Source organism: Micromonospora sp. WMMD558 (genome assembly GCF_049315255.1).
Classification (GTDB): domain Bacteria; phylum Actinomycetota; class Actinomycetes; order Mycobacteriales; family Micromonosporaceae; genus Micromonospora.
In genome coordinates this window covers 5,962,114-5,977,188 of the sequence record NZ_CP186061.1, presented here as the reverse complement: position 1 = coordinate 5,977,188, position 15,075 = coordinate 5,962,114, and the positions used below count along the sequence as shown (strand labels likewise).

8 protein-coding genes and 4 pseudogenes are annotated in these 15,075 nt (G+C 68.0%); 5 read left to right on the top strand and 7 right to left on the bottom strand.

Features of this window, described 5'->3' with window-relative positions; all coding sequences use genetic code 11:
- Nucleotides 1-248: 248 nt before the first annotated feature.
- Nucleotides 249-1,181 (bottom strand): CU044_5270 family protein, encoded by a 933-nt coding sequence (locus ACN26Y_RS28315; RefSeq protein ID WP_422733834.1) that lies wholly within the window; start codon nt 1,179-1,181, stop codon nt 249-251.
- Nucleotides 1,178-1,762, bottom strand: a complete 585-nt coding sequence (locus ACN26Y_RS28310) for an RNA polymerase sigma factor (protein WP_422733833.1) — start codon at nt 1,760-1,762, stop codon at nt 1,178-1,180. Before ACN26Y_RS28310 ends, ACN26Y_RS28315 begins: the two co-directional genes overlap by 4 nt.
- A gap of 160 nt (nt 1,763-1,922) precedes the next feature.
- Here ACN26Y_RS28310 and ACN26Y_RS28305 point away from each other — a divergent pair, with 160 nt between their 5' ends.
- From ACN26Y_RS28305 to ACN26Y_RS28295, 3 genes and pseudogenes are all read left to right on the top strand, one after another.
- A complete protein-coding gene (locus ACN26Y_RS28305; RefSeq protein ID WP_422733832.1) occupies nt 1,923-2,210 on the top strand; it encodes a transposase in 288 nt (95 codons plus the stop codon).
- Nucleotides 2,211-2,397: 187 nt separating this feature from the next.
- Nucleotides 2,398-3,090, top strand: a pseudogene (locus ACN26Y_RS28300) (IS3 family transposase); the annotation flags it as partial.
- Nucleotides 3,091-3,132: 42 nt separating this feature from the next.
- Nucleotides 3,133-3,909: pseudogene (locus ACN26Y_RS28295) on the top strand (tyrosine-type recombinase/integrase); the annotation flags it as partial.
- Here ACN26Y_RS28295 and ACN26Y_RS28290 read toward each other — a convergent pair.
- The 3 genes and pseudogenes from ACN26Y_RS28290 to ACN26Y_RS28280 form a co-directional block, all read right to left on the bottom strand.
- Nucleotides 3,896-4,195, bottom strand: coding sequence for a flavin reductase (locus tag ACN26Y_RS28290; protein ID WP_422734978.1), 300 nt, complete (start codon nt 4,193-4,195; stop codon nt 3,896-3,898). The pseudogene ACN26Y_RS28295 and the gene ACN26Y_RS28290 sit on opposite strands and share 14 nt — an antisense overlap.
- A gap of 982 nt (nt 4,196-5,177) precedes the next feature.
- A pseudogene (locus tag ACN26Y_RS28285) lies at nt 5,178-5,670 on the bottom strand (transposase); the annotation flags it as partial.
- Between the two features lie 122 nt (nt 5,671-5,792).
- Nucleotides 5,793-6,155 (bottom strand): annotated as a pseudogene (locus tag ACN26Y_RS28280) (ArsR/SmtB family transcription factor); the annotation flags it as partial.
- An 811-nt stretch (nt 6,156-6,966) separates the two neighbouring features.
- Here ACN26Y_RS28280 and ACN26Y_RS28275 point away from each other — a divergent pair.
- Nucleotides 6,967-8,409: a polysaccharide deacetylase family protein gene (locus ACN26Y_RS28275; protein WP_422733831.1), complete on the top strand. Its 1,443-nt coding sequence runs from the start codon at nt 6,967-6,969 to the stop codon at nt 8,407-8,409.
- Between the two features lie 928 nt (nt 8,410-9,337).
- Entirely contained in the window at nt 9,338-12,754 is a 3,417-nt protein-coding gene (locus ACN26Y_RS28270) for a hypothetical protein (RefSeq protein WP_422733830.1), read from the top strand.
- A gap of 8 nt (nt 12,755-12,762) precedes the next feature.
- Here ACN26Y_RS28270 and ACN26Y_RS28265 read toward each other — a convergent pair whose 3' ends face one another.
- Together ACN26Y_RS28265 and ACN26Y_RS28260 are read right to left on the bottom strand one after the other, a co-directional pair.
- Nucleotides 12,763-13,827 (bottom strand): DUF1611 domain-containing protein, encoded by a 1,065-nt coding sequence (locus ACN26Y_RS28265; RefSeq protein ID WP_422733829.1) that lies wholly within the window; start codon nt 13,825-13,827, stop codon nt 12,763-12,765.
- 11 nt (nt 13,828-13,838) lie between these two features.
- On the bottom strand, nt 13,839-14,906 hold the full coding sequence (locus tag ACN26Y_RS28260; RefSeq protein ID WP_422733827.1) for an enolase C-terminal domain-like protein: 1,068 nt from the start codon (nt 14,904-14,906) through the stop codon (nt 13,839-13,841).
- Between the last annotated feature and the right edge of the window lie 169 nt (nt 14,907-15,075).

Below are 15,075 nucleotides of genomic sequence, written 5' to 3'. Positions count from 1 at the left end.
GACGGTGTTACATTGAGCCTTTTCCAAGTTGATCCGGCAGCTCAGGGCGGGTGCGGCGAGCCCGGAGGTCGATGAGGGTGAGGCTCCAGGTAAGAGGGCAGTCGACCAAATCCGATGCCCAGACCGGGAGCCTCGCCTGTGCTGTCTTACCCCTCCACGATCTCGCTGCTCAGCCGCACCCTGAACCACCTCGACAACCTCGTCCGCCAGCACCGCAACCAGCATTGATCCCGCCGGTTGCTTGGCAGCTACCTCTCTGGGCGCTGTCCGAGGTTCGACACCACGGCTCGCTGCAGCACCGCAGTCGTGCCCAGCACCGTCCCCGCCGGCCCGTCGGCGGTGTCCGCCACGAGGTAACTGCGCTCACCGAGGTATTCGTACGTTTGTTCATCGAAGATCCACTCTTTGCGCTGGCTCCGCTCGGTGTACGCGACAGCCACCCCCCGCCGCCCGGCCGCGTCCGTGACCCCGCGGACCACCTCGACTCCCGGAATCTTCGCCGCGGCCTGGTAGAGCGCGGCAGTCGTCCGTGGCGGTACCAGCGACTCGCGCAGGATGTCGCCGATCGCGGTAAACGCCGCGCCGTCGCGGCTGTTGCCTCTGCCACCCTCGTCGCGCTCCCGGTAGAGCTTTTCCAGCAGGGCGTCCGGATTGCTGGGCAGATCGACCAGTTCCGCGTTCGGCGTCACGTCCGTGAGCTTTTCCCGCTGCGGGATGACACCGATGATCGGCATGTCGAAGAACGGCTGCCGGAGCAGGCCGTCACCGCGCTCGTCGCGCGGGATCCAGATCTCCCGATCGTGCACCGGTTGCAGCCGCGCCGGGCCGTCACCCAGCACGGCGAACGCGCCTCGGCTCCTGATGTAGACGTACGCACCCTCGCTGGACGATGCTCCCGGCCGGTCGGCGGCAGCCGCCGCCATCCGGTTCAGCAGCAACGTCGCGCCGCTGCGGTCGCCCTGCTCGACCGTCACGACCAGCGGCGCGCCCTCCGGTGCCCAGGGCTGGGCGATCGCCCCGGCCGAAACAGCGACCGCCAGCACGCCGGCCGCAGGCGCGAGCACCAGCATCCGCCGTGGCCGACGGGCCGGCCGCTCGATTTCGTTCACCAGATGATGCCGCAGTGCCTGCCGGCGCAGCGCCGGCATGGCCGGCACCTGGGGGGCGGTGGGCTCGCTCATCGGTACTCTCCCTGCTCGACGGGGATCATTCGGGTACGCGCCATCTCCTGCTGTGCCAGCACCCGCAGCCGGGTCCGGGCCCGCGACAGCCGCGAACGCACAGTCCCGACGGGTACACCGAGCGCCTCGGCCGCCGCCGCGTAGTCCAGTTGCGACCACACGCAGAGCAGGAACACCTCCCGGTCCGCCCGGCGCAGCGCCTGCAGTCCCGCCATGACCGCAGCCACCTGGTCGGCATCGTGCATCCGGGCGACCACCTCGTCAGCGAAGTCCGGGACGGTGTCGCGTACGGGCAATCGCCGCAATGCCTCCCGGTGCCGGCGCGCCGCCCGCCTGCGGTTGCGCAGCACATTGGTGGCGATCCCGAGCAGCCACGGCCGCAGGCTGTCTCCATCCGGATGCAAGGATTCGCGGATTCGCCACGCCTCAAGGAAGGTCAGCGACACCACATCCTCGGCCTGAACCGGATCGCCCCCACTCCACACCGCATGCCGATGAACCGCATCTGCATGCTCATCGAAGAGCTCACCGAACGCATCGGTGTCTCCGGCCCGGATCCGGACCCGCATCTCAGCTGTCACACCTGTACCTGTCCGCAGCCGCCCCCGAGTTCCACCATCGGGGAAATTCTCATCATGCGTAGCGGTTCGCTTCGACGTGGTGCAGGACGAGGATTGAGCTTCCCCCGGTTTCCCGGACACCTGAGCTGAGGCGACACTGGTCGCCGAGGGAGGAGTTCGGATGCCCGCACCACACCCGCCGGAGTTTCGTCAGCGCGCGGTCGAGTTGGCTCGGCTGCGGGACAAGCCGATCCGGGAGATCGCCAAGGATCTCGGGATCTCGGAGTCGTGTCTGCGCAACTGGCTGGCCCAGGCCGACACCGACGACGGCACGCGCGAGGGCCTGACCAGCGACGAGCGCAAAGAGTTGGCGGCGCTGCGCAAGGAGAAGCGGCGCCTGGAGGTGGAAAACGAGATCCTGCGCCGGGCCGCGGCCTACTTCGCGCGGGAGAACGTCCTCCCAAAATGATCTACCCGGTCGTCGCCGATCTCGCCGCCGGTGGGATCGCGGTGGCGGTGGCGTGCCGGGTCCTCGGGGTGTCGACCTCGGGCTACTACGACTGGCGCGGTCGGCCGGCGTCGCCCCGAGCGGTGGCAGATCAGGCGCTCGGTGAGCTGATCCGCGAGGTCCATCAGATGTCGCGGGCACCTACGGATCGCCGCGGGTACACGCCGAGCTGCGGCTCGCCGCAGGCGTGCGGTGCGGCCGCAAACGCGTCGAGCGGCTCATGCGGCACGCCGGCCTGCAGGGCATCTACCGGCGCCGCCGCAAAGGCTGCGCTGTGCGTGATCCTGCCGCCCAGCCCAGTTCGGACCTGGTCAACCGGCGGTTCGTCGCCGAACGGCCGGACGCGTTGTGGGTCACCGACATCACCCAGCACCGCACCCAGGGCGGCTGGGTGTACTGCGCCGTCGTGCTGGACGTGTTCGCCCGCCGGATCGTGGGCTGGTCGATCGCCGACCACCTGCGCTCGGAACTGGTCATCGACGCCCTGGACATGGCCCGCTGGCGACGCCGCCCCATCGAGGGGCAGACCGTGGTGCACTCCGATCACGGCAGTCAATACACCAGTTGGGCCTTCGGACAACGGCTGCGCACTGCCGGGCTGCTCGGCTCGATGGGCTCCATCGGCGACTGCTACGACAATTCGCTGGTCGAGTCGTTCTTCGGCTCGATGCAGCTCGAGCTGCTCGACCGTCAGCCCTGGGCTACCCGCCAGGAACTGGCCAACGCCATCTTCGAATGGATCGAGGCCTGGTACAACCCACGCCGACGCCACTCAAGCCTTGGCAACCTGTCCCCGATCGACTACGAACGACAGCACACCCCGGCCGCAGCCGCGGCCTGACCCATCACAGAAGAGCAGTCCGGCAAACCGGGGGAAGCTCAGCGCTACATCCGCGCCATCCTGTCCGCCGCCCTGGCGCACGGGGTCCGGGAGGACCTGATCGGCCGCAACGTCACCTCGGCCGTCCGCCTGCCCACCCCACGCAGCGACTTCCAGCCGTTCACCGCCGGTGAAGCCCGCAAGTACCTCCTGGCCGCCGCCTACCACCGGCACGGCACCCTCTACGAACTGGCGCTACGCACCGGCCTGCGGCGCGGGGAACTGCTCGGTCTGCACTGGGCAGACATCGACCTGGACTCCGGGCACCTCTACGTGCGGCGCACCCTGGCCCGCACCAAGGGCGGCCCGACCTTCCTGCCCACCAAAACCTACCGGTCCGCGCGGCGGATCATCCTGCCCCGTGAATGCGTCGCCTCCCTCAAGCGCTACCAGGCACGCCAGGACATCGACCGGCGCGAGGCAGGCGAGAAGTGGCGGGATCTCGGCCTGGTGTTCGCCAACCCGACCGGCGGCCCCCTGGAAGCCGCGACCGTGCACCGCAACCACCAGGTGCTCTGCGAGGTCGCCGACGTCCGCTACATCAAGTTCCACGGACTCCGGCACACCTGCGCCACACTGCTCCTGGAACAGGGCGTGGAACTGATCACGATCAAGGAACTCCTCGGCCACGCCCACATTCACACAACGGCGGACATCTATTCTCACGTCCGCGTACGGATGCAACGCAGCGCCATCGAGGCCATGGACGACGCGCTGCAGCCCGCCACCGACGAAGATCCCGACGATCCCGAGCCGGACGGCCTGGTCACCGCCCGATAGCCGGAACCGGCCTCAGCGCCCCCGCCACCTGTCCACCGGCGGGGGCGCTGTCATGCCAGTCACCCGCCGCCGTCGCCGCCGGCCAGGCCAGGAACCGCTGGTGGAGCATCCCAGCGGGCACGCCCGGCAGGTCCTGGCAGGCTTCGACAAAGAACCCGATCAGATACACCATCAACGACACCGGCGTCTGGTGGTAGTGCGCGGTCAGCTGCCGTCTGCGGGTCGGGCAGGGCCACAGGTCACCGCACGCCGCGCAGGTCCAGTCCGGGCGGATCGGCAGGTGCATCGACACGTTGGCGTCCCTTTCGGCGGGTGGTCTACGGTGGGAAGGCCGGGATACGGACGGAGGACGAGGGTGCGATCTCGTTTCTGCTCCCGGCCTTCCCCTGGCGCCAACAGGTCCGGACTTGACGCGCGTTCCCGCTGGGCCTACCACCAGCATCAGCGGAAAGAGATGATCGTGGAAGTATGCCGCCGTCCAACGTCTACACGCCCATGAGTGACCTCGCACAGCAGTGGCAAGGATCTTCGGACGCGACCCGATGGCCTGCATCTGGGAAGTGCCCTCCGTGGTAGCCGCACTCCCACGGCACTTGATCATGTACGTTAAGTACGAAAGCGTCTGCTGCGACCTCTGCCGCGTAGTGGACGTCGCGGAAAGCGGTGGCGATCGTGAGCCAGGCCAGAAACTCGCCGGATCCGCCGCAGACCGCGCTCCCGCCGTCACCACCGCAGACGACGCCTCGCTCGGTGGTGCGCTCTTCCTGGTAGGGGCCTTGGCCGATGTGGAGACCGAACAGGTTGGGCACGCGGTGGGGTCCGGTTCTCGCTGACCATGGGCCGCTTGGCGGGTTGGCGTCGCCCCATCGGAACAGGGTCGTCGCGCCCGCACCGCACGCATATTCCCATTCGTCGGGCGTCAGGAGCCGCTGCCCGAGTGCGGCCAATCGGTCGATCTCCCCGTCGTAAGACGGGGAATCGAGCAGCCAGGCCGCCTCGACCGTCCAGTCCGGCCGCAGGATCGCACGACCCGCGCCCGACCACTCAATCTGTCGCGGCGCGGACCGCTCCCACGATCCCGGCCGCCGTCGGGTCTGGTCGACCCGGCGCACGATGTCCGGATGATCAGGCGAAACCGGTACGGCACCTGCCTCGACCGCCTCCACCGCGACCAGCAGCGGCGATAGGACGACGGTCCGCGCCGGTGAGGTCATCGAGTCGGTGAACTGCCGGATGTCGCCTTCAATGCCGTACTCGTCCGCGCTCTCGCGAAGCTCGTCTCCTGCTGCGGTGTCGGCGCAAACCCGTTCGTAGGCGGCGAGGTGTCCGGGGGTGGCGAAGGCGCTGCCGTCGCCGACTTCGAACAGGATCCGGGCGGCGGTCCTGACGCCGATGCCGGGCATCGCGGTCAGGACCGAGGCAAGAGGGTGTACATCGAGCATCCTCTCCAACTCGGCGGCGACCTGGTCGCGCTGCTGAAGCACGTCACGTAGGCCGTCGGCCAGCCTCGGCAGGATCGTCTCGGCCGCGGCGGTGCCGGGAACCCTGACGGTCTGCTCGTCCAGGGCAGTCATGGTCTGCTCGACCAAGCGCTCGCCCATCCGAGGCGCGTACTTGCCCGCGATCGCGACCGGTTTGCGCCCAGCTGGCCTTGCGCAACCCGGCCGGGCCGCCGCAGCGCGACAGCAGCTACAGCACGGCCTTGTGTTGCACCTTCGGACCGAGCACACATTCCCACCGTGTCGCCATCGATACGATCAGTTCGAAGCGATGATGAGGCAAGACTTGCCGGCGTGCTCAAGCCAGCCGTGACCAGAGCGGGTGCCATTGTCTCTGTGCCGGCAAGACCGGTGCGCCGGCCTTCGATAGCGCCGCTCAGCGGGCCTTTTCGTCGCCCGCTTGCGGGGCGGAGTCAAGAGGTCGGCGATCGCCGCGATCGCGGACGGCACGAGCCGGTAGTACGCCCAGACGCCCCGCTTTTCGCGCTCGAGCAGGCCGGCCTCGGTGAGGATCCGAAGGTGATGACTCACGGTCGGCTGGGAGAGGCCGAGCGGCTCGGTGAGGTCACCGACGGACGCCTCGCCGTCCGGGGCGGACTGGATCAGACTGAGCAGTCGCAGCCGGGCCGGGTCGGCGAATGCCTTCAGCACTCCCGCGAGCCGCTCGGCGTCGGCACGCTTGATCGGCTCACCAGCGAGCGGCGAGATGGCAGGCGTAGTTGTTTTTGCAGTTCCCACGTCTTCCATCGTTCCACAACGGCGTTAATAGACCGGTGGAACCAGGACTCGCGGACCCCCGCTGCCTCTTCGACTACGGCCAAATGATGGACCTCAACCCGCCGCGCAACTCGCAGAGGTGGTGAGAGGGCGGAATCAAGGTCAACTACGGTAGCGGGAAAAGCGTCCAGCCGTCGCTGCCGTCCCAGCGAACTCGGAGCTCATGCACGTCCAGCATTGCGGTTCAGAAGGTGACCGACTCGCCGGGCCCACGACCTCGTCGCCGTCAACGTGGATGGCCCCCGTCCAAATCGTCGATCTGGACCTCTCGGACCGGCTGGCTTCCCATGTTGCGCAGGACGTAGCTGTTCCGCCCCCGCAGTGTGACCTCCCACCCCACCGGCTTTTGACCCCCGGTATCCCCGACCGGCCGGGGCGTTCGCCGAAAGGTGTCACCTGCCGAGGCGCATTCCGTCACCGCCGGTGGGGACGATGCGGCGTCGCCGGCATGCTCGCGCCAGCTGCCTCCCGCTGTGACGGCGATGAGCCAGCTGACCGTGACGAGGGCATCAGGCATGCGGTGGCGCATGCCTGAACAGGACGCGGCCGAGGTTGACGTCGTAGCCGGCATGCCGCAACTACTGTAAGTGCCCATCGACGATGCCGACCCGCTGCGCGTCGGCGAAAAGGGGCGCGGGGCCTGGAAACGACTATTTCGCCAAGGCGATCGATAGGGTCTTCGTTGCTATCGGTGAGAATTGCACTAAAGGCCCAGATCTTGAAGGGGAGGCTATAGCACCGGGATCCCTGCCCGGTCGACCCGGGGACTAATGTGGCGGCCATGAGTGATCCACTACGGCCCAAGTCCCACCGAGCCCCCTCGCGGCGATCTCTGCTCAAGGCGAGTGCGGTCGGAGCTGGTGTGATGGTGGCTGGGGCCGGTGCGACCATCCTGGGTACCAGGATCTTCAACAGCGGACCGGCCCGCCCTGTGCTGCTCGGCGCTCCCTCCGTCGTTGCGACATTGACTCCGGCATCCTGGTCGCAGAACTTCCAGAAGGATCATGGATGGACCGCCACCGGTGGCAACGTCGAGAAGGTCATCTTCGACAACACCACCGAATTCGTACGCGGCACGCAGTCCGTTTCGCTGATCACCGCCGGGAAGGCCGGCGTGGACGGGACCAATGCCGACCAAGCCAACCTGGAGCGGTTGGGCGGCCCAGCGGTGAGTCTGAAAGGTAAGGCAATTCGCCTGATCTTCAAGGTGTCCGACGTGAACAAGCTACGCTGGATCAACTTCTACGTCGGTACGTCCGGCCTGGCCAACGCCTATCGGTGGCGGGTACACACGCACTCGAACAAGCAGAACTGGGTGCAGTCTGGCGAGTGGGTGGCGGTCACCCTGCAGTGGGGTGACCTCAGCGGTTCCGAGGGGGCGTTCAAGCTTGATGCGGCCCGGGTGCCCTCCGTCCGGGCCGGCTTCACCGACATGCGGTTCTCGGTGATCGACACCGGCACGGGCCCCTGCACCGTCTGGCTCCAGGCGGTCGAGATCGTCCCAGACACCAACTCCACCTATCCCAACGGGCTGGTATCAATCACCTTCGACGACTCGTGGCAGGACGTTTTCACCAACGGCCGTCCGGTGATGGACAAGTACGACTTCCGCGGAACCACGTACACGATCGCCGACCAGATCAACACGGACGGCAGATTCACGACGAACCAGCTGCGGGCGGCGCAGAACCTGTCCGGGTGGGAGGTGGCCGGGCACTCCTATGAAGGCGCCGTGCATGCCGCCCGCTACAGCGGGGTTAGTGCTGAGGTGGTCGACAAGGACGCCGGCGCGCTGCGCAGCTGGATGAGGGAGAACAACTTCAACAGCGACTCGTTCGCCTATCCCGGGGGCCAGTTCGGGCAGACGACCGACGGCCACAGCGTCGAGGCGATCGTGCAGCGTTACTTCTCCACCGGCCGGTCGATCCTCGCCGAGGACAATCGGGAGTGCAGCCCACCGCCGATGCCGATGCGGCTACGCTCCCTTACCGGCATCAGCTCCTCCCAGAAGGGGATGTCGAACCCGGACACCCTGATCGGCCGCGGTGGCATGCTCGACCGGGCCCAGTACGCTGGCGGCTGGCTCATCCTCTGCTTCCACCGGATCGTCACGACGACACCGGCGAACAGCTCAGAGTGCCATCGGGACGACTTCGCGAAGATCATGCGAGCGATCAAGGTTCGCGGCATGGAAGTCCGTACGGTCGGCGAGGTCATGAGCTGACCGAAGACATCGTCGCGACCGGGAGTTAGCTGCATTGTCTGCGGTCCGCGGCCGGCGGCGCGGACCAGAACTGCGACACGTCGTGGTGGACTGGGTCGCCGTGGTCGCTGGTACTGGTCGCGACCCAGTGGCTCCTCCTGCGCATACCGCCGCGGCTCACACTGGTGGAGCTGCCATCATCCAGGCGGAGGATAAGTGGAACCATCGCCTGCGAGCCCCCAGACCTCCGCGACGCCATCACCCGTCTCAACCTCACACCAACCCCACAACTCGTCACCCCGACGTAGGGGCCCGGCGTGCGTCGTGAAGTCGGGGAGCGGCGCGGGAGCGGGTGGGAGCACCAGACGGCCATGAGCTCAGCCGTCCGCCATTTTTAGCGGTTCTCTTTGGGCAGGTCATTGCCCGTGCTGCGTTTTCGGTCGGCTGGGTGAACTCTTCGGGAAGACCGAGGAGGTCAAGGCGATGGGTCGTCCGGGCGTTGGCGCGCGGCACGCTCGTTCTTGGTGGTCATCTGGCGTGGGCGAGCCGCGGCGAGCATCGGCAGCGGTGGCGGACAGCCTTCAGAGCTGGTGTCGGCGGCGCGTGAAATCTGACCCTCAGGTGGCAGTTCACCGTGACCTGGCCCGGAGAGGCTGCGGTACTGGCACCAGAGGAAAGAAGCGGCGAGCATGTCCGGCGAAGCCACGCTCAGCTTTCAACCGTCGCGAGGAGTCGCCGCCTCGCGGTACGATATCGACTCGGGACATCGACGGACCTACCTCTGCGGAGCGCCTGTGCTCAAGGGAAGGTTGCACCGGGGTCGGCTTCGGCCCGCGTTCCCGCTCTATCTGAACGTGGCTCTCATCGTGGCGACGAGCCTGCTCGGCGTCGTGGGAAATTACCTCACGAGCATCGACGATCCGCCGCCGCTGCTGAACGTGCTAAATCGGTGGCTATCCCGGCCTTCTTTGTGATCGTCGTCTTACTGATCGCTGGCCAGATCGTTCTTCATAACATGGCCAACCCGAAGATCAATCGACGCGAATGGGACCCGGGCCGGCCGCCGTACCCCGGTCTTGAGCCGTACCGCGAGGGTGATGCTGCGGTGTTCTACGGCCGGGACCAGCAGATCTCCGACATCGTCAGACGCCTGCTGAGCGCTCCGGAGTCGCGGCTGCTGGTCATTGTCGGCGCCTCGGGCAGCGGGAAATCATCCCTGGTGCAAGCCGGAGTCGTGCCAGTGCTCAAGGCTCGCCGCTGGGTGATACTGCCGGTGATCACTCCAGGCAGCGACCCGATCGGAAATCTGGCGCGGGCCGTGTCGAAGGCCCTGCCGACTAGTACCGCGATCCCGTCGATCGTGCGCAGTGTGAGACAGAACCGGGAGATCCCCGAGCGTTACGTGTCGGAGATCCGACGTGCGAAGGGACACCGGTTCAGTCAGGTCGTGCTGGTCGTCGACCAACTGGAAGAACTTTTCACCATCACCGGCGAGGGCGATAGGGCGCTCTTTCTCGACGTCATCGAGAGGCTGCTGGCAGGTGACCCGCGCGTCTCGATTCTCGCCAGCATGCGAATCGAGTTCCTCACCCAATTCCTGGCCACCGACCACTCGACGCTCTTTCAGAGTCCCATCGCGATCGGAGCCATCCGTAGCGAATACCTCACCACGGTTATCGAGGAGCCGGGCCGCACCGCCGACATGACGTTCGCCCCGAACGTCGTCGATCGCATCGTGGCCGATGTCGGCACCACCGACGCACTTCCGCTGCTGGCGTACCTCCTGCAAGAGCTGTTCTTCGAGGTCGGCGCCCAGGGCACGGTGACCCTAGCCGACTACCTGGCGGCCGGCGGTGTGGGGGGAGCCCTGACCAGGCAGGCGGACCAAGCCGTGACCGAGCTGCGTGACGAAGGTGGGATTCAACAGACGCTCTCCACGCTCCTGCGGTTCGTCTCGCTCGACGCGAACGATGTCACCAAGCGACCGGTCGCCCTCCGGGACATCGGACCGGACCAGCGGCGCATCGTGGACGCCTTCGTCGATGCCCGCCTGCTCATCACCAATGTCCGCGACGGTGAGCCAGTGGTGGAGGTCGCGCACGAGGCGCTCTTCCGGCTCTGGGCGCCACTTCGTCAGGAGGTCGAGACCCGGGCCGAGCAGTTGCGGCAGCGGTCGGAACTGGAACGGTGGGCGGCCGACTGGGAGAATTCGAGTCGCAGTCACGACTACCTGCTCACCGGTCAGCGCCTCGCGCTCGCCGAGCAGTGGCTGGCCGGGCTCGACGCGTTGGGCCAGGCCGGGGAATCCGTCCGCTCGCTGATCGAGCATTCGAAGCGACGCGACCTCGCCTTCCTGCGGCGCGTATCGGAGAACATCGGCAAGTACGTCCTGGCCAACGCCGAGCGCTTCCCCGAGCTGTCGATCCTGCTGTCGATGACGGCGCTCGCCGAGGCGCCGCGGACCCCGGTCGTCGAGCGCGCGCTGATGTCGGCGCTTGCGTTCAGCCATCTGCGATGCGTGCTCTCCGGACACAGCGACACGGTGCGCGTCGTCACCTGGTCCCCAGACGGGCGGTACCTCGCGACCGCCTCACGCGACATGACCGCCCGAATCTTCGAAGCCGCGTCCGGGCGGTCGGTGGCCGTCTTCAGTGGCCACCAGGCCATGGTGGAGGCCGTCGCTTGGGCCCCGGACTCACGCCGGATAACGACCGGCGGACGCGATCGGACCGTGAAGGTATGGCGGCTGGGCGAGAACGCGCCGCTGCTCACCCTCTACGGTGCCGACGACATGGTGCGAGGGGTGGCGTGGTCGCCCGACGGCAGGCACGTCGCCGCCGGAAGCCAGGACCACCAGGTCCATGTCTGGCGTGCCGCCGACGGTGAGCACCTGACGGCGCTGCGCGGGCACAGCGGCGACGTTTACGGCCTCGGCTGGTCACCGGACGGCACCCTGCTCGCCTCGGCGTCCCACGATCGCACCGTGATCGTCTGGGACTTCGCCTCTGGTGACCGGCGGCTCTCCCTACGAGGACACGGCGACTTCGTCGAAGGGCTGGACTGGTCACCGGACGGGTCGCGGCTGGCGACCGCCTCCGGCGACCATACGGTGCGCATCTGGGACGTCGCCGACGGCCGCCAACTACTGCTCATCCGCGGGCACCTCGACTTCGTGTGGAGTGTGGCGTGGTCTCCGGACGGGCGGTCCGTCGCATCCTCGTCCAGCGACCGGACCATCCGGGTCTGGGACGTCAACGACGCGCGCGAGATCGCCACGCTGCGGGGGCACGACGATGCGGTCTGGAGCACGCAGTGGTCGCCCGACGGCACCGAACTGGCGTCCGCCTCCAGCGACGGCAGCGCTCGACTGTGGTCGTTGCTCCCCGACGGTGCCGAGCAGCGGGCCCTCGTGGGACAGGCGGGTGGTATCCGGTCGGCTGCGTGGGCCGCGGGCGACCTTCAGGTGGCCACCGCCTCCGAGGATGGCACCGTCCGCGTCTGGAACCTCGCCGCCGACAGCTTCACCGAACTCGACGCCCACACTGACATCGTGTGGGGTGTCGGCTGGGCGCCCGACGGGAAGCGCCTGGCGTCCTGCGCCAACGACGGGCTGGTGCATGTCTGGCGACTCGGCGGGAGCCGACCCGAGCGGACCCTCGACACCGGTGTCGTCTCGGAAGGGATCATGTGGGCGCCCGACAACGCACGGTTGGCCACGGCTGGGCGCGACGCGACCGTGTCGATCTGGGACGCGGCCACCGGGCGCAGGCTCCTGCAGCTGCACGGACACACCGACTGGGTGGTGCGCGTCTGCTGGTCGCCGAGCGGCCGGATGATCGCCTCCACGTCTGACGATCGGACGGCGCGCATCTGGGACACCGCCACCGGAGAGGAGCTGGCGGTCCTGCGCGGGCACCACAACTGGGTCGACGGGGTCACCTGGTCGGCGGACGAGGAGACGGTGGCCACCTGCTCGGCGGACTGGACCGCCCGGCTCTGGGACGCGCGCTCCGCGCGGCACACGCACACTCTGGAAGGTCACGAAGGGCGCGTACGCGCCATCGCCTGGTCCCCAACGGGCGACCTGATCGCGACCGGCTCGTACGACCGCACGATTCGGCTGTGGAACTCCACCGACGGAGCCGAGGTGCGGGTCGCCGGGGTGCACCGGGACCGGGTGACCTCCATCGCCTGGTCGTCGGACGGCACTCGTCTCCTGTCGGCCTCCATGGACAAGTCAGCCAGGATCTGGACCGCTGCCCCCGACTTCGACGCCCTGCGGCGACGTGCCGCCCAACGGGTGTTCCGCGAGTTGACCGCCGAGGAGCGTGAGTCGCACATGCTCGCTCCACCGGTCGACGGGTGACGGGCGCGTCATCGCCCGCTCGCCGTCACGTCCAGCACCGAGCGCAGGAGAATGTCGCTGCTGCCCTGGTCGCGGACGTTGACCACCGGTACGCCGTACCGGGCGGCCTCGTCGCAGGGCCTGCTGCCGAAGATCGAGAAGCCCGCCAGCCTGGCCGAAATGCCGACCCTGCGGCTGAGATCCTCGATGACGGCCAACTCGTCGGCGACTGAGGACACCTTGAGACCGGGGAACATGGCCCGATCCACGCGATCCGTGTGGTGACACATGATGATCGCGTCCGGCGCCGCGCCGAAGAGAATATTGATGATCCCGCCGCCGTAGGCGCGATGGAGGATGGCACCCTGTCCCTCCACGACGATGATTTGGCGTCCCTGCACCGCCAGCCGGTGCACGGCTCGCTGCACGGCTCCGATGATGAAGTCGCCGAAAGTGTGGTCGGCATGCACCACCTCATCGGCGCCGCACATGTTCCCGATCTGCCCGGTGGCGACGAAGCCACTCGACAGGCCGGCGGCCAGTGCCGCGCGGTGCAGCAGCAGTGCGGTGGTCATCTTCCCGACCGCGCTGTCCGTGCCCACGGTCAGGACCACCGTGGCGTCGACCCGAAGGCCGGGGGACCAGGTGTGGCGCGGCCCTTCCGTCCTGACGTCCACCAGCCGCACCCCGGCCGACGCTGCTCGCGCTTTCAGCTCGGGGTCGTCGTTCAGATGGGCGTGCGTCGCGCACACCACGTCGAGGCCCTCGGCGATGGCCTCGACGACGAACGCCCGGAGCCGCGGCGGCACGTGGCTGTCCGCGTCCATCGCGTTGACCCCGACCACCACGCTTCGCGCGCCTGCCCGCGCGGCGGAGGCCAGGTCGGGTACCACCGGCACGTCGAGCGCACCGACGCCGAGGATGACGCCGGCGTCGGCGCCTGCCGCGACCGCGTCGACCACGCAGGCAACCTTCCAGCGTGTGCCCAGTAGGAGAAGGTTGTTCGCCGTCTTCGTCCCGGAGCGCCCTAGGCGGCCGTCCGTCCAGATCGCGACCGGATCCCTCACGGTCGACACATCAGTGTCGGTGGTCATCACAACTCCCTTCAGGACGTTTGTGAACCGGCCCGGTCGGCAGGAAGAAAGAGCGCGGAGGCGTCGATTCCCGTCCCCAGGGCGTCGTGCGGGATCACTATCCGTCCCCGCGAGTAGCCGATGCCGCCGGTCATCGGGAGGTGCGGCATGAAGCACGGGGTATCCAGGTCCACGTACCCGACCGCGTGCCGGCGGGCCGCGGCGAGGGCCGCCGAGAACGAGGTGGACACCGCCGTCTCGCTCATCCCCCCGATCATGCACCGCACTCCCGCTGCGGCGGCCGCCTCGATGAGGCTCATCGACTCCAGCACCCCAAACTTCATCACCTTGACGTTCAGCGCGTGGATCCCGCCGCGTTCCACCAGCCACCAGAGGTCGCCCTCCCCGCGGATCGACTCGTCCGCGCATATCGGGGCGCCGGTCTCGCGTTGGAGCCTGACCAGGTCACCCGGGCGGGACGGCGGCGTCGGCTGTTCGAACAGCGCGAGTTCGACACCGGCCTGATCGAGGGCGTCGACGAACCGCCGCGCGTCATCGTAGGAGTACTGACCGTGTGCGTCGACCTGCAGCCAGGAGTGTGGTAGCGCGGCGGCGACCGCCCGTACCCGCGCCACGTCCAGCTTCCACGGGCCGACTGCCTTGATCTTGATACGACTAAACCCCGACCTCCGGGCCGCCCGGGCGGCGGCGAGGGTGTGGGGGATGTCGCCGGGGAGGACCGTCAGGCTGGACCGTAAGGGCACGGGCGATCCACCGAGGTGCCGCACCAGGGACAATCCGGCCCGACGCGCCCCGGCGTCCAGCAGCGCCTGTTCCACGCCACACCGGGTCGCGGTGAGACAGGGGGCCAACGCCCGGACCCGGCGGGAGAGCTCGCACCACATCTGTCCGCAGCTACCGCGGACCGAGGACTCGATCCGGCGGAGCGCAGCAAGGCTCGATCGCTGCGACTCGCTGGTGATCCCGGCGAAGAGTGCCACCTCTCCGTAGCCGACCGTTCCGTCGCGGAGGACCGTACGAACGATGACGTTCCTCGACACGATCCGGGCGCTGCCGGCCGGCTGCGGAATGGACAACATGACGTTCAGTGGAACGGCGTCGATTCTTGTCACCATGCAGCCTGCGTCGCACTGCTGCGGGCGCGGCGACGTGGGAAGGGCCGCCGTTGCACATCGATGCTCCATCCTTCCGGAATGATAACCACTCATCGAGATCCCTGGAATTCTTTCTCAGGGGCCGAGGATCGGC

Coding starts and splice junctions, on each gene's coding strand:
- ACN26Y_RS28265 (WP_422733829.1), bottom strand. CDS start 13,827: ATGACCACCGACACTGATGTGTCGACCGTGAGGGATCCGGTCGCGATC.
- ACN26Y_RS28305 (WP_422733832.1), top strand. CDS start 1,923: ATGCCCGCACCACACCCGCCGGAGTTTCGTCAGCGCGCGGTCGAGTTG.
- ACN26Y_RS28315 (WP_422733834.1), bottom strand. CDS start 1,181: ATGAGCGAGCCCACCGCCCCCCAGGTGCCGGCCATGCCGGCGCTGCGC.
- ACN26Y_RS28290 (WP_422734978.1), bottom strand. CDS start 4,195: ATGCACCTGCCGATCCGCCCGGACTGGACCTGCGCGGCGTGCGGTGAC.
- ACN26Y_RS28275 (WP_422733831.1), top strand. CDS start 6,967: ATGAGTGATCCACTACGGCCCAAGTCCCACCGAGCCCCCTCGCGGCGA.
- ACN26Y_RS28260 (WP_422733827.1), bottom strand. CDS start 14,906: ATGTTGTCCATTCCGCAGCCGGCCGGCAGCGCCCGGATCGTGTCGAGG.